Source organism: Methylobacterium sp. NEAU K (assembly GCF_030700285.1).
Classification (GTDB): domain Bacteria; phylum Pseudomonadota; class Alphaproteobacteria; order Rhizobiales; family Beijerinckiaceae; genus Methylobacterium.
In genome coordinates, this window is the sequence record NZ_JAUYZJ010000019.1 from 77,397 (window position 1) to 98,034 (window position 20,638).

18 protein-coding genes are annotated in these 20,638 nt (G+C 67.3%); 7 read left to right on the top strand and 11 right to left on the bottom strand.

Annotated elements, in window-relative coordinates; all coding sequences use genetic code 11:
- Nucleotides 1-10 precede the first annotated feature (10 nt).
- Together Q8W67_RS16310 and Q8W67_RS16315 are read left to right on the top strand one after the other, a co-directional pair.
- Nucleotides 11-946 (top strand): DMT family transporter, encoded by a 936-nt coding sequence (locus tag Q8W67_RS16310; RefSeq protein ID WP_305547347.1) that lies wholly within the window; start codon nucleotides 11-13, stop codon nucleotides 944-946.
- Between the two features lie 248 nt (nucleotides 947-1,194).
- A complete protein-coding gene (locus tag Q8W67_RS16315; protein ID WP_305547349.1) occupies nucleotides 1,195-2,217 on the top strand; it encodes an acyltransferase in 1,023 nt (340 codons plus the stop codon).
- Between the two features lie 331 nt (nucleotides 2,218-2,548).
- On the opposite strand, the gene Q8W67_RS16320 is transcribed toward Q8W67_RS16315, so the two are convergent.
- Entirely contained in the window at nucleotides 2,549-2,725 is a 177-nt protein-coding gene (locus Q8W67_RS16320; protein WP_305547351.1) for a hypothetical protein, read from the bottom strand.
- 228 nt (nucleotides 2,726-2,953) lie between these two features.
- Between Q8W67_RS16320 and Q8W67_RS16325 the strand changes: the two genes are divergently transcribed.
- From Q8W67_RS16325 to eda, 3 genes are all read left to right on the top strand, one after another.
- The gene (locus Q8W67_RS16325) at nucleotides 2,954-4,075 is read left to right on the top strand and encodes an asparaginase (protein WP_305547353.1); all 1,122 of its coding nucleotides are present in this window, start codon (nucleotides 2,954-2,956) and stop codon (nucleotides 4,073-4,075) included.
- Between the two features lie 541 nt (nucleotides 4,076-4,616).
- Nucleotides 4,617-6,443, top strand: a complete 1,827-nt coding sequence (edd, locus tag Q8W67_RS16330) for a phosphogluconate dehydratase (protein WP_305547355.1) — start codon at nucleotides 4,617-4,619, stop codon at nucleotides 6,441-6,443.
- Between the two features lie 32 nt (nucleotides 6,444-6,475).
- Nucleotides 6,476-7,096, top strand: coding sequence for a bifunctional 4-hydroxy-2-oxoglutarate aldolase/2-dehydro-3-deoxy-phosphogluconate aldolase (gene eda / locus Q8W67_RS16335; RefSeq protein ID WP_305547407.1), 621 nt, complete (start codon nucleotides 6,476-6,478; stop codon nucleotides 7,094-7,096).
- A gap of 71 nt (nucleotides 7,097-7,167) precedes the next feature.
- Here eda and Q8W67_RS16340 read toward each other — a convergent pair whose 3' ends face one another.
- The 3 genes from Q8W67_RS16340 to Q8W67_RS16350 form a co-directional block, all read right to left on the bottom strand.
- The gene (locus Q8W67_RS16340; protein ID WP_305547357.1) at nucleotides 7,168-7,476 is read right to left on the bottom strand and encodes a hypothetical protein; all 309 of its coding nucleotides are present in this window, start codon (nucleotides 7,474-7,476) and stop codon (nucleotides 7,168-7,170) included.
- Between the two features lie 118 nt (nucleotides 7,477-7,594).
- Complete coding sequence (locus Q8W67_RS16345; protein WP_305547359.1) at nucleotides 7,595-9,706, bottom strand: ABC transporter ATP-binding protein/permease; 2,112 nt, start codon at nucleotides 9,704-9,706, stop codon at nucleotides 7,595-7,597.
- A 152-nt stretch (nucleotides 9,707-9,858) separates the two neighbouring features.
- On the bottom strand, nucleotides 9,859-10,176 hold the full coding sequence (locus Q8W67_RS16350) for a hypothetical protein (RefSeq protein ID WP_305547361.1): 318 nt from the start codon (nucleotides 10,174-10,176) through the stop codon (nucleotides 9,859-9,861).
- A gap of 286 nt (nucleotides 10,177-10,462) precedes the next feature.
- Here Q8W67_RS16350 and Q8W67_RS16355 point away from each other — a divergent pair, with 286 nt between their 5' ends.
- Both Q8W67_RS16355 and Q8W67_RS16360 read left to right on the top strand, forming a co-directional pair.
- Nucleotides 10,463-11,095: a 2OG-Fe(II) oxygenase gene (locus Q8W67_RS16355; RefSeq protein ID WP_305547363.1), complete on the top strand. Its 633-nt coding sequence runs from the start codon at nucleotides 10,463-10,465 to the stop codon at nucleotides 11,093-11,095.
- Between the two features lie 21 nt (nucleotides 11,096-11,116).
- Nucleotides 11,117-11,776: a peptidase inhibitor family I36 protein gene (locus tag Q8W67_RS16360; RefSeq protein WP_305547365.1), complete on the top strand. Its 660-nt coding sequence runs from the start codon at nucleotides 11,117-11,119 to the stop codon at nucleotides 11,774-11,776.
- Between the two features lie 16 nt (nucleotides 11,777-11,792).
- On the opposite strand, the gene lpxB is transcribed toward Q8W67_RS16360, so the two are convergent.
- The 7 genes from lpxB to Q8W67_RS16395 form a co-directional block, all read right to left on the bottom strand.
- On the bottom strand, nucleotides 11,793-12,977 hold the full coding sequence (lpxB, locus tag Q8W67_RS16365; RefSeq protein ID WP_305547367.1) for a lipid-A-disaccharide synthase: 1,185 nt from the start codon (nucleotides 12,975-12,977) through the stop codon (nucleotides 11,793-11,795).
- A gap of 25 nt (nucleotides 12,978-13,002) precedes the next feature.
- Nucleotides 13,003-13,866 (bottom strand): LpxI family protein, encoded by an 864-nt coding sequence (locus Q8W67_RS16370; protein WP_305547369.1) that lies wholly within the window; start codon nucleotides 13,864-13,866, stop codon nucleotides 13,003-13,005.
- Nucleotides 13,867-13,875: 9 nt separating this feature from the next.
- A complete protein-coding gene (gene lpxA, locus Q8W67_RS16375) occupies nucleotides 13,876-14,694 on the bottom strand; it encodes an acyl-ACP--UDP-N-acetylglucosamine O-acyltransferase (RefSeq protein ID WP_305547371.1) in 819 nt (272 codons plus the stop codon).
- Nucleotides 14,691-15,167: a 3-hydroxyacyl-ACP dehydratase FabZ gene (gene fabZ, locus Q8W67_RS16380; protein ID WP_305547373.1), complete on the bottom strand. Its 477-nt coding sequence runs from the start codon at nucleotides 15,165-15,167 to the stop codon at nucleotides 14,691-14,693. The genes lpxA and fabZ overlap by 4 nt, the downstream gene beginning before the upstream one ends.
- A gap of 165 nt (nucleotides 15,168-15,332) precedes the next feature.
- A complete protein-coding gene (gene lpxD / locus Q8W67_RS16385; protein ID WP_305547375.1) occupies nucleotides 15,333-16,391 on the bottom strand; it encodes a UDP-3-O-(3-hydroxymyristoyl)glucosamine N-acyltransferase in 1,059 nt (352 codons plus the stop codon).
- Between the two features lie 51 nt (nucleotides 16,392-16,442).
- A complete protein-coding gene (gene bamA, locus Q8W67_RS16390) occupies nucleotides 16,443-19,013 on the bottom strand; it encodes an outer membrane protein assembly factor BamA (RefSeq protein WP_305547377.1) in 2,571 nt (856 codons plus the stop codon).
- A gap of 444 nt (nucleotides 19,014-19,457) precedes the next feature.
- A complete protein-coding gene (locus Q8W67_RS16395; RefSeq protein WP_305547379.1) occupies nucleotides 19,458-20,612 on the bottom strand; it encodes an RIP metalloprotease in 1,155 nt (384 codons plus the stop codon).
- Nucleotides 20,613-20,638: the final 26 nt, after the last annotated feature.

The following is a 20,638-nucleotide window of genomic DNA, read 5'->3' on the forward strand; positions in this document are numbered from 1 at the left end:
GACCACGCCCTTGAACGCCGCCCTGCTCTATCCCTTCATCCTCGTGGCCGGGGCGCTTCAGGCGCTGGGCAACTCGATGAATGCGCGCCTGAGGGATGCGCTGGTCAATCCCTGGCTGGCGGCGACCTATTCCTTCGTACCGATCGTGATCGTGTTCGTCGTCCTGTTCTTCACGATGCCGACGCCGCTGCCGACGCTCCAGACCCTGGGATCGATGCCCTGGTACGCGCCGCTGGGCGGCGTGGCCGGCGCGGTGGCGGTGTTCGGCGGCCTCGCCTTCGTCGACAAGGTCGGGGCGGGCCCGTTCAACGGCCTGACGATCACCGCGAACATCCTGACCTCGCTGGCCCTCGACAGCCTGGGGCTGTTCGGCCTCAAGGCCGGCGGGTTCAAGCCGATGCCCTGGCTCGGAGGCCTCCTGATGGTCGTCGGCATCGTGTTCATCGCGCGGGCCAGCGGCGGCGAGACCGACGATGGGACAGCCGAGGACAGCGGCGGCTGGATGGCCAAGCTGCTCTACCCGTTCATCCTGGTCGCGGGCTCCCTCCAGGCGGTCGGCGTGGTGCTCAACGCGCAGCTGCGCGGGGCACTGGTGAACCCATGGCTCGCCGCCACGGTCTCGTTCATCCCCGTGGCGCTGGTGTTTCTGTTCGTCTTCCTGATCCGCCCGACGCCGCTACCGATCCGGGCGGACGTGGCCCGCGTGCCGTGGTGGGGGGCGCTCGGCGGCATCGCCGGAGCGGTGGCCGTGTTCGCCGGACTGCTGTTCGTCGACAAGGTCGGCGCCGGGGCCTTCAACGGCCTGCTGATCACCGCGAACCTGTTCACCTCCATCGCCATCGATCATTTCGGCTGGCTCGGGATGAAGCGCTGCCGCGCCGGGATCGGCCGCCTGATCGGCGCCGTCCTGATGGCCGGAGGCATCGTGCTGATCTCGGTGTTCTGACGGCGCAGGGCCATGGCGCCCGTGGGCGGAGGAGGCTCGCTTCACCGCGGTGAGCCTCCTCCGCGATCGCGTATTCGGATATGGAAATTTTAGGTCTAACCTTCGATTTCAAATTGCAGAATTCGAACTATACGCCTTTCGAGACGACCGAAGCCTGGAAAAACGTATTCTACGCCTTATTGGTATCTCGGTGATCCGATGGCGCCCGACCCTTAGAGTCTCACGACACAGAGCTCGACAGGCGTCTCATGCCACCCCGTCACCTCCCGGTTCTCGATGGCTGGCGCGGCTGCGCGATCCTGCTGGTGCTCGTCGGCCATTTCGGGACGACCCGGTGGATCAACCTGGGCCGCTTCGGCGTGGAGCTGTTCTTCGTCCTGAGCGGGCGATTGATGGCCGAAATCCTGTTCGAGCGCGCAACACCGATCAAGACGTTTTTTATTCGCCGAGCCGCGCGAATCTATCCGGCGCTGATCTTTTTCATACTGTCGATGATTGCGCTCCACTTCGCTCAGGGCGACGGGCAGCATATCTATGGCTACGTCTCGGCCCTGTCATTGACTTACAACTACTACCACATCTGGTTTCCAGAGGTCCCGATCGTCGACCACGTCTGGTCTCTGTGCGTCGAAGAGCATACTTACATCCTGCTCGGGATCGTCGCTTTGCTCTGGCGGCGGTTTCAGTTTCCCGTGTTCCAGGTGATCGCCGGACTGGCCGCATTGGCCTGCCTCGACGGGCTCGTTTCCAGCGCGATCGGGCAGGACTATACAATCGTGTATTGGCGAAGCGATGTGCGAGCAGCATCGATCCTCTTCGGTGCGGCAGCCTACTTACGCATCCGCCAAAGTGAAGCGACAGGGAGATATCCGGCTTTCTTGCCCGCACTCCTCTTGCCGATCAGCTTGCTCTTGAACTTGAACGTGGTGCCCGATCAGCTGAAATACAGCCTCGGCTCACTGCTTCTGGCGGTCTCAGTGGCGTTGATACCCAGCGCTCCGGCGTTCCTGCGCAAGCGTCTCGTCTCGACCCCACTCGTTTTGTTCGGGCTCTGGTCGTATTCGATCTATTTGTGGCAGCAACCGTTCTACGTTCTGCACGAGAGCCTGAACGACGGCATCAGCAAGGCCCTCGTCGTACCGGCCATCACGACGGGAATTCTGAGCCTTCTCCTGATCGAGCGCCCCCTGCGAGAATACCTGAACCGCATATTGGCCGGATCGATGACGAACCGGAAGGAGGGCGTATCCAAATCGTACGCGACGCCCTGAGACGCCATAGCGATTGAACGCGAGCGATCGAAGGCGAACAGCTCACGGGAATGCAAGACGCTCCTTCGAGCAGTACCTTGGGCGACAGCTATGCCGCGCCTTCCGACCTCTCGAAAGATCTGCGATCACACGGATCGCCCCCACCCCGGTGGTCTGGCTGCCGCCGAGTGCTTTGTCTATGCCATTTCGACTGATCTAATATCGGCACAGAACTGTCGCAAAATATTCTGATTTATCTGAGTGTCTTTTTTCCGATCTCTCGCTTGCGGAGAACCTCGGAACAACCGCACCAGTGCCCAAGACAACCTATTATTCCGGCTACGACCAAGCCCTATGTACATGGGCGCGCGGCGATCGCCAAATCTACTGGCATCGACGCGCCGAGCTTCGTCGCCGGTACGGCCTCAGGAGGCGCCTTGCGCGAGGCGTAATAGAGGTCCACCGCGTGCCAGAACGCGCTCCGCTCCTCGACCGAGCGGCGTGCCAGGGATTGCTCAAGGATCGACATAGCGGCTCGAGCAGGCTCACTCCGCTCAAGCTCCTCAATGAGGCCGGTAAGATGCAGCATGGAGGCTCACCTCTGAACGGACACCAACACGAAGAACGGCTTGGCTCGCGGAAAGGATCCCGTTTGGCTCCGACTATGCCGCACGAAACTTGCCTGAGGCGGAAGCGCGGCTACGATCTCCGCGGCGAGCCCGACTCGCGGCCCACCTCCTGACCCCAAGGATTCCCGATGTTCTCCTGCCGAATCGGCGCGGTCTTGTCGTTGCGCGGAACGACCTTGGCGCTGGCCCTCGCCAGCGCGTTGGGAGCGACACCACTCCTCGCCCGCGAGATGCCCGAGGCCGGCACGGCAGCGGCGGTGAAAAAGCCCAACGTCGTGATCCTCGCCACAGGCGGCACGATCGCGGGTGCGGGGGCCGATGCGGCCAACAGCGCCACTTACACGGCCGCCAAGGTGCCCGTGGACAAGCTGATCGCGGCCGTGCCGCAGATGAGCACCATCGCCAATGTGCGCGGCGAACAGGTCTTCCAGATCGCCTCGGAGAGCTTCACGGATGCGCAGCTGGTCCAGCTCGCCAAGCGCGTCTCCCAGCTCCTGAAGCAGGACGATGTCGACGGTGTCGTCGTGACTCACGGCACCGACACCCTGGAGGAGACCTCGTTCTTCCTCGATCTCGTGGTCAAGAGCGACAAGCCCATCGTGGTCGTCGGGTCGATGCGGCCGTCCACGGCGATCTCGGCCGACGGTGCCCTCAACCTCCTCGATGCGGTCACGGTCGCGGCCAGCAAGGAGTCGGTCGGCAAGGGTGTCACGGTGACTATGAACGACTACATCCAGTCCGGCCGCGACGTGAACAAGCGGACCAACGTCGTCCCGAGCGCTTTCTACAGTCAGTGGGGCCCGCTCGGCATGGTGGTCGAGGGCAAGACCTACTTCTTCCGGTCGCTGGCGAAGCGGCACAACATGACGTCCGAGTTCGACATCGACCAGATCGACAGCCTGCCGCTGGTTGGCATCGTCTACGGCTCCGGCAACATGATCCCCGGCGTCTACGATGCCGAGGTTCAGGCGGGGGCGAAGGCGATCGTCAATGGCGGCACCGGCAACGGCTCGGTACCGGGCTACTTGGTGGAGAAGCTGAAGGACATCCGCGCGAAGGGCACGATCGTCATCCGCTCTTCGCGCGTGCCCGACGGTTTCGTCCTGCGCAATGCCGAGCAGCCCGACGACACATATGACTGGGTTGTCGCCCACGACCTCAACCCGGCCAAAGCCAAGATCCTGGCGGCGGTAGCACTGACCAAGACCAGCGATACCAAGGATCTGCAGCGTATTTTCTGGGAGTACTGAGCCGGGCTGGGCTTGGGATTTCCCGTTCTCGACGTCAGCCCGCGGCTCCGATGTTCACACGTCAGCGCTGGATAAGGCTCGACGCCAGAGACAAGTGCGTCTCCCTCCCCGGTCTGCGGGCGAGGGAGTCCCCCCGAAGAGGGTCGGGAGCAGGATGTGACGGTGCAGAATGAAGTTCTGGTCTGTTCGACTGCTGCGCCCCTTCCGGACGCCGAGCTCCCCTCTCCCGATCCCTGCCGACGCAGGGCGGAGGGAGGGCGCACTTCGGGTCTGGCTGGAGTTTCCTATCCGCGGCGGATGATCCGGGACGTGAGGTCGACATCCGCCGCGCATGCGTGGGCGATTTCGAGATCCGTCGATCGCGAAAATCCTTCGCCTGCGAGCCCAACGCAAACGGGCGCCGCGCCCGACCGCCCTGCGCGGCGGCCGGGTTACAACGTCCCGAGCACCCCCTAGATAGCCGGGTGCGACGCGCTCGCGACCGGGATCGACCGCGGTGTCGGCCCTGCGACCCGTCGGCAACCTGGACGGAGGAACGAGCATGACCGAGCTTCATCCCGAGGTCGCGGCGGTCACAGAGCGCGTGGTGTCGCGCTCCCGCGAGACCCGGCGTGCCTATCTCGATCTGATCGCCCGGGAGCGCGATTCCGGGGTGCACCGGCCGATGCTCGCCTGCGGCAACCTCGCCCACGGTTTCGCCGCCTCCGGGGAGGACAAGCCGGCGCTGCGGGACGGCCGGACGGTCATGAACATCGGCATCTTGACCGCATACAACGACATGCTCTCGGCGCATCAGCCCTACGGGCGCTATCCCGAGCAGATCAAGGTGTTCGCCCGGGAGCGCGGCGCCACCGCCCAGGTGGCGGGAGGCACCCCGGCCATGTGCGACGGGGTCACGCAGGGCCAGCGCGGCATGGAGCTGTCCCTGTTCTCGCGCGATACGATCGCGCTCTCCGCGGCCGTCGGCCTGAGCCACGGCATGTTCGACGGCGCCGCCCTGCTCGGCATCTGCGACAAGATCGTGCCGGGCCTGCTCATCGGGGCCCTCCGCTTCGGCCACCTGCCGACGATCCTGATCCCGGCCGGGCCGATGCCCTCCGGGCTCGCCAACAAGGAGAAGCAGCGAATCCGCCAGCTCTACGCGGAGGGCAAGGTCGGCCGCGCCGAGCTGCTCGAATCCGAGTCCGCCTCCTACCACGGGGCCGGCACCTGCACGTTCTATGGAACCGCCAACTCGAACCAGATGATGATGGACATGATGGGCCTGCACATGCCGGGCGCGTCGTTCATTAACCCTGGCACCAAGCTGCGCCAGGCTGTGACCCGGGCGGCAATCCACCGGCTCACCGAGATCGGGGCCGCCGGCAACGATTACCGGCCGCTCGGCCTGTGCGTCGACGAGAAGGCGATCGTCAACGCGGCAGTGGGCCTGCTCGCCACCGGCGGCTCGACCAACCACGCGATCCACCTGCCGGCTATCGCCCGCGCCGCCGGCATCGTGATCGACTGGGAGGACCTCGACCGCCTGTCGGGCGCCGTACCGCTCATCGCCCGGGTCTACCCGAACGGCTCGGGCGACGTGAACCACTTCCACGCCTCCGGGGGCATGAGTTTCGTCATGGCCGCGCTCCTCGATGCCGGCCTCCTCCACGACGACATCCTGACTGTGGCGGGTCAGAGCCTGCGCGATCATGCCCGTGACCCGAGGCTCGCCGGGGAGGAGCTGGTGCTCGAGGATGCGGTGCCGGAGAGCCTGGACGACACCATGATCCGCCGGCCCGAGAACCCGTTCCAGCCGGACGGCGGCATGCGGCTGGTCAAGGGCAACCTCGGCCGAGCGACGTTCAAGACCAGCGCCGTGGAGGAACATCGCCGCACCATAGAGGCGCCGGCCCGGGTCTTCTCCGATCAGGACGATGTGCTCAAGGCATTCAAGGCCGGCGAGCTGGAGCGCGACGTCGTCGTGGTGGTCCGGTTCCAGGGTCCGCGCGCGAACGGCATGCCCGAGCTGCACAAGCTGACCCCACCGCTCGGCGTTCTCCAAGACCGCGGCCATAAGGTCGCTTTGGTTACAGATGGGCGCATGTCGGGGGCGTCGGGCAAGGTGCCGGCCGCCATCCACCTGAGCCCGGAGGCCTTGGGCGGCGGTGCCATCGGGCGGATCCGTGACGGCGACATTGTCCGCCTGAGCGCCGCCGAGGGTCTGCTGCAGGTGATGGTCGACGATTCCGAGCTGGCCGCTCGCGAGGAGGCCGTGCCGCCGCCGCCGGCAGAGGGCACCGGCCGGGAACTGTTCGCCTTCATGCGCCACGGAGCCGACACGGCCGAGCGCGGCGCCTCGGCGATGCTCGCAACCGCCGGGCTTTGAACCCAGAACGGGAGGTATCGCGCATGAACGACCTGACCAACATCGACGCGCTGATGCGCTCCGTGCCCGTCATCCCGGTCCTGGTGATCGAGGAGGTGGCCCATGCCCGGCCGATCGCCGAGGCGCTCGTCCGAGGTGGCCTGACAGCCCTGGAGGTTACCTTGCGTACGCCCGCCGCCCTGGAGGTGATCCGCGAGATGGCCCAGGTCGAGGGCGCCGTCGTCGGAGCCGGCACAGTCCTCAACCCCCGGGACCTCGGCGCGGCCCTGGCGGCGGGGGCCGAATTCATCGTCTCTCCGGGGCTCACTGCGCCGCTCACGGAGGCGGCCAGGGCCAACGGCGTGCCCTACCTCCCAGGTGTTGCCACGGCTGCCGACATCATGCGTGGGCTCGACCACGGCTTGGACCGGTTCAAGTTCTTCCCGGCCGAGGCAGCGGGCGGCATCAAAGCACTCAAGGCGCTCGCCGCAGTGTTCGGCCAAGTGCGGTTCTGTCCAACCGGCGGGATTACCGAAGCGACGGCCCCGGATTGGCTTGCCATCCCGTCGGTGCTCTGCGTCGGCGGCAGCTGGGTGGTGAAGGCCGGCGTGCCCGACGGCGCGGCGATCGAGCACGCGGCGCGGGCGGCATCCGGCCTTCGCAAAGCCGCGTAGCCGCCCGCACAAACGAGAACGCCCGCCGCGGCAGAGCCTGGCGGGCGTTCATCGATCCTAGGTGGCGCCGATCAGCAGTCGTTGCCGCCCTTGGCCATCTGGCCGGCGGTAGGCTTGCCGTTCGACTGGCTCTGCACGTCGGCAGGCGAGGTCGCAGTGCTGCCGGCGGTGCCGGCATTGTTCATGGCGCCAACCGTACCGGGAGACTCGGACTTGGCGCCGGGCGAGGTCTTGGCCGTGGCGCTCGGATCGACGGTCGAGGACTTGCTGGCATCCTTGTCACGGGTCACAGTCGTTCCGGTCGAGCAAGGAGCCGCGAAGGCGGCAGTCGACATCAGGATGAGAGCGCCCGCGCCGGCGAGTGTTTTGAACTTGGTCATGCGTTCCTCCGATTTATTGATCGCATGACAAACGGACCCCACCGTCTCAGGTTCCTTAATATTTGTAATCCGCACTTATCGCGGGCGATGCACGACGTCCGCGTTGTGGATATTAATCCTACTCGGCCGGCAACGCTTCCCGCGACTCCCGCGGTGTGAAGCCGCCGCCCTGAGGCTCCAATACGATGCGCCTGTCGTGGAAGGCGCCCAGGGTGGAGCGGTGGCCGATCGACACGATCGTGGTGTCGGGCAGACGCTCGCGGAGCATCCGGTAGATCTTCGCCTCGGAGGGCTCGTCGAGCGAGGCGGTCGATTCGTCGAGGAACAGCCATTCCGGCTTGGCCAGCAGCGCGCGGGCGATCGCGAGCCGCTGCTGCTCGCCGCCAGACAGACGCCGCTCCCAGGTGTCGGTCTCGTCGAGGCGATCGATGAGGTGCGGCAGCTGGGCCGCGGTCAGGGCCTCCCTGATCGCCGCATCGGAGAACTGGTCGGTGGTGTTCGGGTAGACGACGGCGCCTCGCAGGGTCCCCTGCGGGATGTAGGGCCGCTGCGGCAGCACCAGCGCCGACTGGCCGGCGGGCACGTCGATCCGCCCCTTGCCGAATGGCCAGATCCCGGCGATCGCCCGGAACAGCGTGGACTTGCCGGCGCCCGAGGGGCCGGTGACCAGTGTTGCACGGCCCTTGGCCAGGGTCAGGGCGTCGGCCGAGAGGATCTCGCGCCCGTCCGGGAGCGCCAGGGCGAGTCCCCGGGCGGTCACGTCGCCGGCGGTGCCGTTGCCCTGGACCAATCCGTAGCCCGCCGCCTCCAGCGCCTCGGCCTTGGTCATCGCCCGGCGGAAGGAGCCGAGGCGGTTGGTGTTGGCCTTGTAGGCGGCCAGCGTCGTGTAGGAATCCACGAAGAACGACAGGGAACTCTGCACCTGTCCGAAAGCCTGCGAGGTCTGCTGGAGGGCACCCAGGGTGATCTTCTTGGCGAAGAACGACGGCGCGGCGATCACCATCGGGAAGATCACGCTCGCCTGGCGATAACTGAACGTGAAGGCGATCAGCTTGATGCGGCGATAGATGATGCCGACGTAGTTCTCGATCACCATGTGGAACAGCGACGCGAGCCGGGAGGCTTCTGCGCGCTCGCCGCGCAAGAGCGCGATCTGCTCCGAGTAGATCCGGTTGCGGGCGAGCGAGAAGCGGAAATCGGCCTCGACCTGCTCCTGCCGGAAATTCAGCCCGATCAGCGGCCGGCCGATCAGGTGAGTGAGCCACGTGCCAACCACCGCGTAGGCGATCACCAGCCAGACTAGGAAGCCCGGCACCACCGTGTCGGTGAACGGCAGGACGAAGTCGCGCGAGAGGGTCCAAAGGATCACGATGAATGAGACGAGCTGCGCGGCCTGCGACAGCAGCCGGATCGACAGGCTAGCCGTCTGCTGGATGAAGGCGTTGACGTCGGCCTGGATACGCTGATCCGGGTTGTCGGCTTCCTCGTCTGTGAAGGGGATGCGATAGTGCGTGCCGCTGCCGAGCCAGCGCTCATACAGGCTGTGGGTCAGCCATGTGCGCCAGCGGATGTGCAGCGAGGAATCGACGAACAGGTCGAACATGCCGATGGCGATGTTGAGCGTGGCCAGCGGCACGAAGATCCAGAGCAGCTGGTACCAGAACCCGGCCGCGTCGTATTCCTGCAGCGCATTGTAGATGTCGCGGTAGAAGAAGTTGAACCGCAGGGTCAGCGCCACGTCTGCGAAGTTGACGAAGATCGACAGGGCGACGAGGTTCCGCCCAATTCGACCTTCGGTGCTCCCGAACCAGCGGAACAGGCCGATCTCCTTCGTCGGCTTGTCGCGGTTGGCGAAATACGGGTCGGCGATGTTGGTGATCGCACGGATCGGCTCGAGATACGAGACGCCCAGCACGATGCCGCCGAACACCACCGCACCGGTCGCCGCGAAGGCAGGCGGCAGGAGGGCGGCCAGGACCGGAGGCAGCAGGCCCATCGCAGCGATCGTCTTCGACCCGGCGAGCAGCAGGTAGCCGATGCCGTAGACCGAGACGAAGACCTTCAGATAGGCCGAGATGCCGTTGGAGGCGACCAGGATGCCGGCCATCACGAAGCCGGCGAGCGAGACGTAGAGCGGCGGGCTCGGGATTCCCGGGACAGCAAGCAGGATCAGCGCGGCCGCGGCCGTGAGCACGGCCTGGATTCCGAGCCCGGTCCTGAGTGCAGCCACGCGTTTCTCCCGCCTGATGTGAGCGCCCGCGAGGAGCGCAACCCCGCGGCCTTGGCCCTGGGTCATGGCGAGATAGTGGCACTTGCCCCGTGCTGTCGCGTGAAACTTTGGTCACGATCGGGCGGGTGCGGCGATTTACGCCGCACCCGCGGCTACCAGTTCCACTCCTCGAAGCCGGGTTCGCGGCAGCGATAGCCGATCGGGCATTGCGGATTGTCGCGGGTCGGCACGAAGCGCAGTTCGGCGATCTCCGAGCCGCTGCACTGGCCGGGTCCGCTGACGAAGCGCTCGGGCGCCGCCCCGGCGGCAATGACCACGTCGCCCTCACTCTTGATCAGCGCCATCGCATCCGCGCAGGTCATCCGCGCAGTGGCGGAGGTGCGCGGCGGTCGCGACTGGGCAAACGCCCCCGCCCCGGTCGCGACGGTGACGAGGTGAATGCACAGCAAGGCGAGGACCAGCGGCCTCATCGCGTATGGATTCCAGGTACGCCCCCGAGAAAACAGCCCTCGGGCATCGCGCCATCCTGCACGGCCGGACCGCCTGCGACTGTCACCGGAATGCGCCACCGGACCGCTTTCGCCGTTGGACTGCCGCAATCGGCGGATTATGGGATTTCGGGGCCGCGGAGAGAGCTTAAGACTTTGTGACCGAGGACGCCCGCGCAGGCGAGCCCGGCACAAGCTTCCCGACCGGCCCTCCGGCACGCGTCTCCGGCGTGCCGGCCGTCGAGCGCCGGAGCCAAGGGACCCAAAGATGTCCGCCCTTTCGATCCTGGATGTTTCCGCGGTGCGCGCGGCCCCGGTGGCCCGCGAGCCCTACCCGTACACGCTCGGCAGCAACGTCCTGAAGCCCGACGCCATCGACGAGATCCGTCGCGACTTCCCGGACATCGCAAAGCCCGGCTATCTGACCGTCGACGAGGTCGCCCTGAAGGGCCGTTTCAAGGCATTGATCGACGAGCTGGAGAGCGACGAGTTCTCAGCGCTGCTCGGCGAGAAGTTCGGCATCGACCTCGTCTCCTGCCCGCGTCTCACCACCATCATGCGGCGGAGCCAGCTGAAATACGGCTCGATCCATACCGACGGCCCGTCAAAGGTACTGACGCTCCTCGTCTATATGAACGACGCCTGGGACGCTCCGGCCGCCGGCCGCCTGCGGGTCCTCTACGATGGCCGCAACTACGAGCCCTTCGCGGTGGAGGTCCCGCCGACCATGGGCACGATGTTCGCGTTCCTGCGCGCCGACAATTCCTGGCACGGCCACGAGCCGTTCGAGGGCGAGCGGCGGGTGGTGCAGGTCGCCTGGCTCAAGGATGCCGCGGAGTTGGAGCGCAAGCGCAAGCGCAACCGCACCGCGCAGTTCCTGAAGGGGATCTTCGGACGCTGACCTAAACGACGGGGGAGAACAATGGGGGCGGTCGTGCTGGCCGATCCGGGCGACGAGGCCCGAACCGATGCCAAGCGTCGCTACACCGTGCCGGTGATCCTCGTCCTCGGCTGGGCCGGGCTGTTCGCCTACAGCGCCGCCTATCTCAGCGAGGATCTGCCGTTCCGGCAGCAGCCGGCCGATGCACCGCAGCCGGCCGATGCCCGGAGGGCGGATACGCGCGGGCGCCGGCTCGTGATGCTCGACATGCCCGAAAACGTTGTCCCGGAGACGCCCCGCCAGGATGAACCGCCAGTAGCGCCGAGTTCGGCGACTCCGAGCGCACAGACCGCCGCCCCCGCGGTGACGCTCCCGGCGACCCGGCCGCAGCCACCGACGGTTGCCAGCGCCGAGTATGTCGGCGTCTGGGGACCGACCGCCTTTGCCTGCGGGGCACCGTCCCGCCGCCGCGGCTACATTCCCGCCACGATCATGCAGGACCGCGCCCGGGCGGGGCGGACGCATTGCAGCTTCCACGACAGCCACCGCGTCGGCAACGCCTGGATCATGGCTGCGGAATGTAGCGACCGCGGCCGGCACTGGTCCTCGCAGGTCCGCCTCGTCGTCGATGGCGACCGCCTCACCTGGTCGAGCAGCCGCGGCACCGCGACCTATATCCGCTGCGGCCGACACGGCGGTTGAGGGCACCTCCCGGCGATCAGGCGAGGTTCCCTTCCGGCGGGGCGGCCGCGCGCAGCACGATCCGCGCGGCCGCCCGGCTCGGCGTGTCGTCGCCGGTGAGCCGCATCCGTCCGTCGATCCGGGTGAGCGCGGAAAGTTGCGCGTCGCGCGCCGCGCCGCCTTCCAAGAGCGGCACCAGGGCCCGGGCGAGTTGCTCGGGCGTGCAGTCGGCCTGGACGAATTCCGGCATCGCGTTGGCAGCCAGGATCAGATTCGGCAGCACGATGCTGGGGACCTGGATCAGTCGGCGGGCGACGAACGCCTCCGCGCGCGAGACCTTGTAGGCCACCACCATCGGCACGCCCGCGAGCGCCAGTTCAAGAGTCACGGTGCCTGAGGCCGCGAGCGCCGCCCGGGCTCCGCGGAAGGCCGCATATTTCGGTGCCTCGCCGGTGAGAACCCGCACCGGGACGGGCCAGTCCCCGGCCAACCGCTCGATCAGCGCCCGGTGGCGAGTCACCGCCGGCAGCACCGCCTCGACCGCGAGGATGCGGGATATGTGTTCCAGCGCCCGTCCGAACACCGGCATCAGCCGCTCGATCTCGGAACGGCGCGACCCGGGCAGAATAACGAGGCTGTACGGCACGGCCTCCCGGCGCCGGAGTTCGGGATCGGAGGGACGCAGCTCCGGGAACCGCTCGATCAGCGGGTGCCCGACATAAGTGCAGGGCGGCCCGCCGAGGCGCAGATGCGCTTCGGGCTCGAAGGGGAGCAGCGCCATCACGTGGTCGATGAAGCGGCGCATGCCCTTCGCCCGCCACGGGCGCCAGGCCCAGACGCTCGGCGAAACGTAGTCAACGATGGGGATGCCGGGCGCGGCCTTCCGGACCCGCTGGGCCACCGCATGGGTGAAGCCGGGGCTGTCGATGATCACCAGCACGTCGGGCCGGGCCCGCGCCACGGCCTGGGCGGTCTCGCGGATGCGGCGCAGGAGGGTCCGGGCGCGGGCGAGAACCGGCAGGTAGCCCATGACCGCCACATCATCGAGGGGAAACAGGGAGGTGAACCCCTCCTCGGCCATCGCCTCGCCGCCGACACCGCCGAAGACGGTATCGGGCGCCATCGTGCGCAACGCCCGCATCAGCTTGGCCCCGAGCTGATCGCCGGAATCCTCTCCCGCCACGAGCCAGATCCTCCTGGCCGCTGCCTTGCGCTGGGTCATCGCATCGCCTCCCGTGACCCGGTGATCACGGTGCCGCTCCATAGCCGACGACGAACAGGCCGAGGCGATCGGCCTCCACCGCAGTGGCGGCACGGTCGATCACCAGGGTTCCGCCGGCCTCGAGGGCGAGGCCGACGCAGCCGGCCCTAGCCGCGTTGCGCACCGTCCGGGGGCCGACCGCCGGGAGGTCGACCCGCAGGTCCTGGCCGAGCTTGGGCGCCTTCACCAGTACCGTTGCCGGGAGTGCCCGGCCCAATCCGAACGGCTTGCGTCCGAGGGCCCGGGCGCGGGAAAGCATGCGGTCGGTCCCCTCCGGCCCCTCGACGGCGAGCACCCGGTCGCCCGAGACCGCCACTGCCTGTCCGAGATCGTACGGGGACAGGGCAGCGAGCACTCCGCGCCCGGTGCGGATCGAGGCGGCGGCCGCCTGGTCCGGTCCCAGCCCCCCGAGGCGGCCTTCCGGGCAGAGCAGGTCCGGCGCCGCCTCGTGGACGCCGAGGACGCGGTGTCCCTCTTCCTCGACGAGAGCGAGCGCGGCGCGCAGCAGCCGGTCGTCGCCCCCGCCCGCGATGGCCCGCAAGGTCTCTCGGTTGCGCAGGGCTGCAGCCGCGTTGAAGATCGCGGCTGGGCTTGGCCGGGCGACGCCGCCAGCCGGAACAACCACGGCCGGCCCCCAGCGCCGAAGCAGCTTCAGGGTGGCGGCGAGATCGAGGAGGTCGACGGTTGCGTCGGCCCGGGCGCGCAGGGACCTGTCGGTGAAGCCGCGCAGGGCGATCAGCCGGAAGGGTCGGCGCGCGCGGTTCAGGGAGTCGGCGACCAGCATCGGCAGGCGCCCGGCGCCAGCTATGAGAACGAGGGCGCCCTCGGGGACGGGATCGGCCGCGGCCATCGCGCGGGATCAGGCGGCGCCGATTGGGGTCGGGATCTCGCGCGGTGTGCAGATCGAGCGTTTGCCGCCGGCGCGGATGAAATCGAGGATCTCGCGAACGGCGGTGTGGGATTCGAAAGTCGCGGCCACGTCCTCGACGCGCTCCATCAGCGTGCCCTCGGGGGCGAAGAGCAGCCGGTAGGCCCGCCGGAGCGCGTGGATATCCTCCCGGGCGAAGCCCCGACGCTGCAGGCCGATGATGTTGAGCCCCGATAGGTAGGCCCGGTTGCCCAGCACCATGCCGTACGGGATACAGTCGTTCTCCAGGCCCGAGAGACCACCCACGAAGGCGTGCGCCCCGACCCGAGCGAACTGGATCACGGCGGCGCCGCCGCCGAGGATGGCGTAGTCGCCGACGCTGCAATGGCCAGCCAGCATCACGTTGTTGGAGAAAATCACGTGCGCGCCGACCCGGCAATCGTGGCCGACATGCGAATTGGCCAGGAAGGTGCAGTGATCGCCGACCACGGTCTCGAGGCCGCCCCCGCTGGTTCCGGGGTTCATGGTCACTCCCTCGCGGATCAGGCAATCGGAGCCGATCGTGAGCGTCGAGGCCTCGCCGCGGTATTTCAGGTCCTGAGGCTGGTGGCCGATGGAGGCGAAGGGGAAGATCCGGGTCCGGGGACCGATCGTGGTGCGGCCCGCCAGCACCACGTGGCTGACGAGTTCGCAATCGCCGCCCAGCACGACCTCGGGCCCGACATGGCAGAACGGACCGATCCGGGTCCCCGCGCCGATCTCGGCGCCGGCCTCGATCACGGCGCTCGGGTGAATGAGAGGGCCGCTCACTCCGTCACCAGCATCGCGCCGATCTCTGCCTCCGCGACCAAGGTGCCTTCAACCCGGGCCTCCCCGCGGAACCACCACATTGTGCGGCGGTGATTCATCTTCTTCATGTGGAAGCGCACTTGGTCGCCGGGCGTGACGGGCTTGCGGAACTTGCACTTGTCGATCGTCATGAAGAACACCTGCTTGGTCCGCAGCTCGTCCGTCTGGATGTGACGGCAGCAGATCGCGCCGGCTGTCTGCGCCATGCCCTCGATCAGGAGCACGCCGGGGAAGACCGGCAGGCCTGGGAAATGCCCCATGAATTGCGGCTCGTTCACCGTGACGTTCTTGATACCGACGCAGGATTCGTCGCGATCGATCTCGACGATGCGGTCGATCATCAAGAACGGGTAGCGGTGCGGCAGCAGCTCCAGCAGCTTCTGGATATCGGCTGTGCCCAGCTCTCCGTTGGTGTCGCGCGCCGCCTCGCTCATCAATTCCCGTACCTCGACTCGCCGCCCCCGAGGCGGCCCAGCATCCGCACCCCCGGGGAGGACGGAGCGTCCTCTTCGGAAGAAATCGGCACGAGCGCAAGGCCTCCCGGACGGTGCGGTCGATAACGGCGGCGGACGCCGCCGGTTGTGCCACGCAGACCGGGATCACTCGGCGTCGGAAGCCGCGTCCTTGCCCGAGCGCTCGGCGAGACGTGCCAGCGTCGTCAATTCGCGGAACCACGCGCGCACAGGTTTGGCCGGCGTGCCGCCCCAGCGGCTGCCCGGAGGCACGTCGCGATTAACGTTCGAGGAGCCGGCGATCTGGGCGCCGCGCCCGATGCGCAGATGGCCGACCACGCCGACCTGGCCGCCGAGCACGACGTAATCCTCCAGCGTTGTCGAACCCGAGATGCCGACGCCCGACACGATCACGCAGTGGCGGCCGATCACAACGTTGTGGGCGATCTGCACGAGGTTATCGATCTTGGTGCCCTCGCCGATCACCGTGTCGCGCGAGGCGCCCCGATCGACCGTCGTGTTGGCGCCGATCTCCACGTCGTCCTGGACGATCACCCGGCCGACCTGGGGCACCTTGAGATGCGTGAGGCCCATGGCGAAGCCGAAACCGTCCTGTCCGAGACGGGCGCCCGGATGCAGGATTACCCGGTTGCCGATGAGTGCGTGGCTGAGTGTCGTGCCGGCCCCGATGGAGCAATCGCGCCCGATCCGCACGCCGGGACCGATCACTGCGTTCGAGCCCACCACCGTGCCAGCGCCGATCTCGGCGCCGGGACCGATCACCGCCCCGGGATCGACTGTGACCCCCTCCTCCAGCCGGGCCTCCGGATGGACATGGGCGCCCGGCGCGACGCCGCGGGCGCCGAACTGCGAGCCGGGGCGCAGCGACTCCGGGTGCAGTCGGCCGAGCAAAGCCGCGTAGGCGCGGTACGGATCACGACTGACGAGAGAAACAGTCCCCGGCGGGCAGCGCGCCGCGAAGCGGGAGCCGAGGAGGCAGGCACCGGCCCGAGTGACGGCGAGCGCGTCGCCGTAGCGGGCATTGTCCATGTAGGCCAAGTGTTCCGGCCCTGCGCTCTCCAGGGGAGCGGCACCGATCAGCCGATGGTCCGGATCCGCGCCCTCGGGCAGTGTCGCGCCGGCGGCAGCCGCGATCTCGGCGAGGGTTAGGCCGCAAGCGGCGGAGAAGAAGACGGGATCTGCCATGCTCGACAACGCGCCGGCCGGATTGAATCCGGCCGGCGCGCGAGGATTTTATCAGAACCGCGAGCCGCCGGAGAAGCGGAACGCCTGCATCTGGTCCCTGCCGATATGGCCGAACTTGCCGAGCAGCGGCACGTAGACCTTGACTCCCTCGTCCTTCGTGAGCGCGTAGGCGTAGTCGAAGCGGATCGGGCCGAGCGGCGAGTTCCAGAGGAGGGACGCGCCGACCGAAGAACGGATCGTTGCAGAGTCGCGGACGTTCACGCACTCGGGCTCGACGCCGATGTTGAACGAGGAGAAGTTGCACCGACCCGTCTGCGGCGCGATGCCGTTGATGAAGCCATCGCCGTTCACGTCGAAGTACCGCTGGCTGTGATAGCCGAACAGCGTACCGGCGTCGGCGAAGAGCGCGCCCTTCAGGCCCAGGTCGCGCGGCACGCCGGGCAGCGGGAACTGCACTTCGAGGGTGCCGCCGATATAGGTCGAGCCGCCGATCGCGTTCGAGCGGGCATCGGCGATGCCGACGTCGCGCGGACCGATGCCGTTCGGCGCGAAGCCGCGGACCAGGGACGGCCCGAGGAAGAACTCGTCGGTGACACGCAGCGGCTTCCCGTCGAGGGCCTCAATGTGACCGCCCTGGAAGCGGACGAAGCCGACCACGTCCTCGAAGATCTCCTTGTAGTACCGCGCATCGGCGGTCACGCGGAAGAACTTGGAGTCGCCGCCTAGGCCCGCGATATCGGGCTTCAGCTCGGCGTAGAGGCCGTTATGCGGCGCCCCGACCACGTCGAGGGTCGAGTAGGCGAGCGTCAGGCCGGCGAGTGACGTGAGCGTGTTGCCTTGCGAACCCTTGATGGCGATCGAGGCTTCGCCGTCATAGGCGCAGTTCGGGTAGATCGCCTGCCCGGCGATGCTGCGGCCCGTGTTCGGGTCGATCGCGTTCGCCCCGTAGGTCGCGGTGTAGCCGGGGATCGGATTCGAGCAATCGCCATAGGGGCGCTTGAGGGTGTTCGGGACCTTCAGCTCGGTGTTGTACAGCGAGTAGCGAAGGGTGACGCCGAATTCCTCGGTAATCGGCAAGCCGAGGCGGAGCTGGCCACCATAGACCGTCGTTTCGTAGCGCGAGTACTGGGTCAGGTCGGAGTACTTGTAGAAAGCGTCAAATCCAGCCGCCAGTCGATAGCCCAGGAAGTACGGCTCGGTGAACGAGAAGTCGACACCGCGCGAGTACTGGCCACCCGTGCCGGCGAGGCGGACATACTGGCCGCGGCCAAGGAAGTTTGACTCGGAGACCGAGACCTCGCCGATGATGCCGTCGTAGGTGGAGTAGCCGCCTGCCACCGAGAACGAGCCCGTGGGCTGATCCTCGACATCGATGTTGATGACCACCCGGTCGGGCGCCGATCCCGGCTCGTTGGAGAACCGGACCTTCTTGAAGAAGCCGAGGCCATTCAGGCGCCGCTCGGCACGGTCTGTGAGCACACGGTTGTAGGCGTCGCCTTCGGCGATATCGAGCTCGCGACGGATGACGTAATCGCGGGTGCGGGTGTTGCCGCGGATGTTGATGCGCTCGACGTAGACGTGCGGGCCGTCCTCGACCACGAAGCCGAGGGAGACCTGGTGGCTGGCCGGATCGCGCTGGCCGGTCGGGCGGACCTGCGCGAAGGGATATCCCGCGCGGTTGACCTCCCGGGTGACGTTGTTAAGCGACCGCTCCACGTCGTCCGCGTTGTAGATATCCCCCACTGCGGCGGTGATGCCGCCGTCGAGCCGGGCGGTGTCGAGCCCGGGCAGGCGGGAATCGACTGCGACCGCACCGACCTTGTACTGCTCGCCTTCGCTCACCGTGACGGTGATGACGTAGCCCGAGTTGTCGCCCTCGACGTAACGCGCGTCGGCGCTGACCACCTGGAAGTCGGCATAGCCGTTCTTCAGGTAGTAGCGGCGAACCTGGTCGAGGTCGTTGGTGATGCGGTCGGGATCGTAGACGTCCGAGGTCTTGATGAACGATAGAAAGTTCATCTCGGAGGAGCTCATCAGCCCCTTGAGGGTGCGATCCGAGTAGGCGTTGTTGCCGACGAAATTGATCGAGATGATGCCGGTCTTGTCGCCTTCGTCGATCTGATAGATCACGTCGACGCGGCCGTTGGGCAGATCGACGGTGCGGTAGGTGACCTTGGCAGTGGAGCGACCGAAGCGCTTGTAGACGTCGCGGATGCGGGCGAGGTCAGCGTTGATGATCGCCTCGCTGTAGGGCCCGCGCGCCTTGGCTTCGACTACGCCCTCGAGCGTCGCCTTCTCGATCTTCTTATTGCCCTCGAAGACCACCCGGTTGATCAGGTTGTTCTCGCGGACGGTGACCACCGTGCGGCCGCCGGACTGCGCGACGCGCACGTCCGAGAACATGCCGCTGGCGAGCAGGTTGCGCCGCGCCTCCTCGGGGGAGCCGGAAGCGGTGCCGGTCACGTAGGACCGGATGGTGTCGGCGTCGACGCGCTGGTTGCCCTGGACGACGATCTGCTGCGCCTGGGCGGCGCCGCTCAGGACGAGGCCCGCACCCGCTGCGACTAGGACGATGGTCTTCCGCACCGACTTACGTCGGGGCTTCCCCGTCAACGACATCATGCAATCGCCCGTTTCTGTTCTGGTCGCGGGGGTTAGCCCGTCACAGGCAACCGTTGACCGGTCGTCCCGTTACCCTGGTCCAAGCGTGGCTTCGGTCCAAGCGTAGCTCTTAGCGGGATTCCCCTGCCAAGCAAACGCGTGGGAGGCCAACGTCAGGGGATTTTGGGGGGTCGTGGCCTTCGCGCCACTTAACGGCCCGCTCATCATCTGGGCTAACCCAGGATCGTGGTGAACGGCACGTAAACGCCTGCAGAGACGAAGGTTTTCGCGACGGCCGGCGGCAGCCTTAAAACCGGGTTAACCAGTCTTCAGGGCCCGCGCGCGGCCTGTTGAAGGCAGCGCTCGAGCCGGATCGCGGCAGGATTGGGGCACCCTTTCCGGTGGATGCCGGGTCGGGTGTCCGAGGCCGATCCTCGACCCGTGCCGGCGCACGAGATCCGGGGATCAGGTGTTCCGCAGGGATGCGCCGAGGTTGAGGATGTCGTTCCAGGCCGCGAACAGCATCAGCATCAGAACGAGCGCCAGACCGATGCGGAATCCGATCTCCTGGGCACGCTCGCTGAGCGGACGACCGCGGACCACCTCGAAGGCGTAGAAGAGAAGGTGGCCGCCATCGAGCAAGGGCACGGGGAAGAGGTTCAGCAGGCCGATCGAGACCGAGAGCAGTGCGATCAGACCGACGAGACCGCCCACGCCGCCGGTCTTGGCGACCTCGCCGGAGACGCGGGCGATGCCGATCGGTCCCGAGAGCTGGTCGGCGGATTCCCGGCCGGTGGCGAGCTTGCCGAGGTAGGAGAAGGTGCGCTCGACCACGAAGTAGGTCTCACGCACGCCGAGATCCAGGGAATCGACAGCACCGTAATGGACGAGCTTGGCCTCGGATCCAGCGGGGGAGCGGATGCCGAGCCGGCCGATCCGATGGCGACCGAACGGCGTCTTCTCCTCGTAGGTGGCGGGGGTCGCCTGGATGGTGATCGGATGGTCGTCGCGCTCGACCGCGAAGGTCAGCGGCGTGCCGGCGCTGCCCGTCACGGTGCGGTACATCGCGTTGAAATCGCCGATCTTCTCGCCGTCGATGGCGGTGATCACATCGCCCGGCTGGAAGCCGGCCTGGGCGGCAACACTGCCGGGCTCCACCGACGACACCCGTGCCGGCAACTCGTACCGGCCACCGAGCCAGATCGCGCCGGCGAACAGCAGGATCGCCAGGATGAAATTCGCCACCGGGCCGGCGGCGACGATCGCAGCGCGCTTGGCCACGGGCTGCGTCGGGAAGCTGATCGCCCGCTCCTGTGGAGACATCCGCGCGATGGTCTCCGGATCAGGCATGCTGGCGCCGTTAGCGTCGCCGTGGAATTTGACGTAGCCGCCGAGGGGAATGGCGCAGAGCTTCCAGCGGGTGCCGCGGCGGTCGTTGAAGCCGATCAGCTCCGGGCCGAAGCCGAGGGAGAAGGCGTGCACGCCGACACCGCACCAGCGGCCGACCAGGAAGTGCCCCATCTCGTGGACGAACACCACGACGGTGAGCACGAACAGGAACGGGATTACGGCGCCGAAGAAGCCGCCTGCAGTCCCGCCCATCGCGTTGAGGAAATCCATGAGCCGGTCCCTGGCCGTCAGTGCGC

What these genes read in the sequence shown, in the direction of transcription:
- Q8W67_RS16315 (WP_305547349.1), top strand. Translation starts at nt 1,195, where the DNA reads ATGCCACCCCGTCACCTCCCGGTTCTCGATGGCTGGCGCGGCTGCGCG.
- Q8W67_RS16320 (WP_305547351.1), bottom strand. Translation starts at nt 2,725, where the DNA reads ATGTCGATCCTTGAGCAATCCCTGGCACGCCGCTCGGTCGAGGAGCGG.
- Q8W67_RS16325 (WP_305547353.1), top strand. Translation starts at nt 2,954, where the DNA reads ATGTTCTCCTGCCGAATCGGCGCGGTCTTGTCGTTGCGCGGAACGACC.
- edd (WP_305547355.1), top strand. Translation starts at nt 4,617, where the DNA reads ATGACCGAGCTTCATCCCGAGGTCGCGGCGGTCACAGAGCGCGTGGTG.
- Q8W67_RS16340 (WP_305547357.1), bottom strand. Translation starts at nt 7,476, where the DNA reads ATGACCAAGTTCAAAACACTCGCCGGCGCGGGCGCTCTCATCCTGATG.
- Q8W67_RS16350 (WP_305547361.1), bottom strand. Translation starts at nt 10,176, where the DNA reads ATGAGGCCGCTGGTCCTCGCCTTGCTGTGCATTCACCTCGTCACCGTC.
- Q8W67_RS16355 (WP_305547363.1), top strand. Translation starts at nt 10,463, where the DNA reads ATGTCCGCCCTTTCGATCCTGGATGTTTCCGCGGTGCGCGCGGCCCCG.
- Q8W67_RS16360 (WP_305547365.1), top strand. Translation starts at nt 11,117, where the DNA reads ATGGGGGCGGTCGTGCTGGCCGATCCGGGCGACGAGGCCCGAACCGAT.
- lpxB (WP_305547367.1), bottom strand. Translation starts at nt 12,977, where the DNA reads ATGACCCAGCGCAAGGCAGCGGCCAGGAGGATCTGGCTCGTGGCGGGA.
- Q8W67_RS16370 (WP_305547369.1), bottom strand. Translation starts at nt 13,866, where the DNA reads ATGGCCGCGGCCGATCCCGTCCCCGAGGGCGCCCTCGTTCTCATAGCT.
- fabZ (WP_305547373.1), bottom strand. Translation starts at nt 15,167, where the DNA reads ATGAGCGAGGCGGCGCGCGACACCAACGGAGAGCTGGGCACAGCCGAT.
- lpxD (WP_305547375.1), bottom strand. Translation starts at nt 16,391, where the DNA reads ATGGCAGATCCCGTCTTCTTCTCCGCCGCTTGCGGCCTAACCCTCGCC.
- bamA (WP_305547377.1), bottom strand. Translation starts at nt 19,013, where the DNA reads ATGATGTCGTTGACGGGGAAGCCCCGACGTAAGTCGGTGCGGAAGACC.
- Q8W67_RS16395 (WP_305547379.1), bottom strand. Translation starts at nt 20,612, where the DNA reads ATGGATTTCCTCAACGCGATGGGCGGGACTGCAGGCGGCTTCTTCGGC.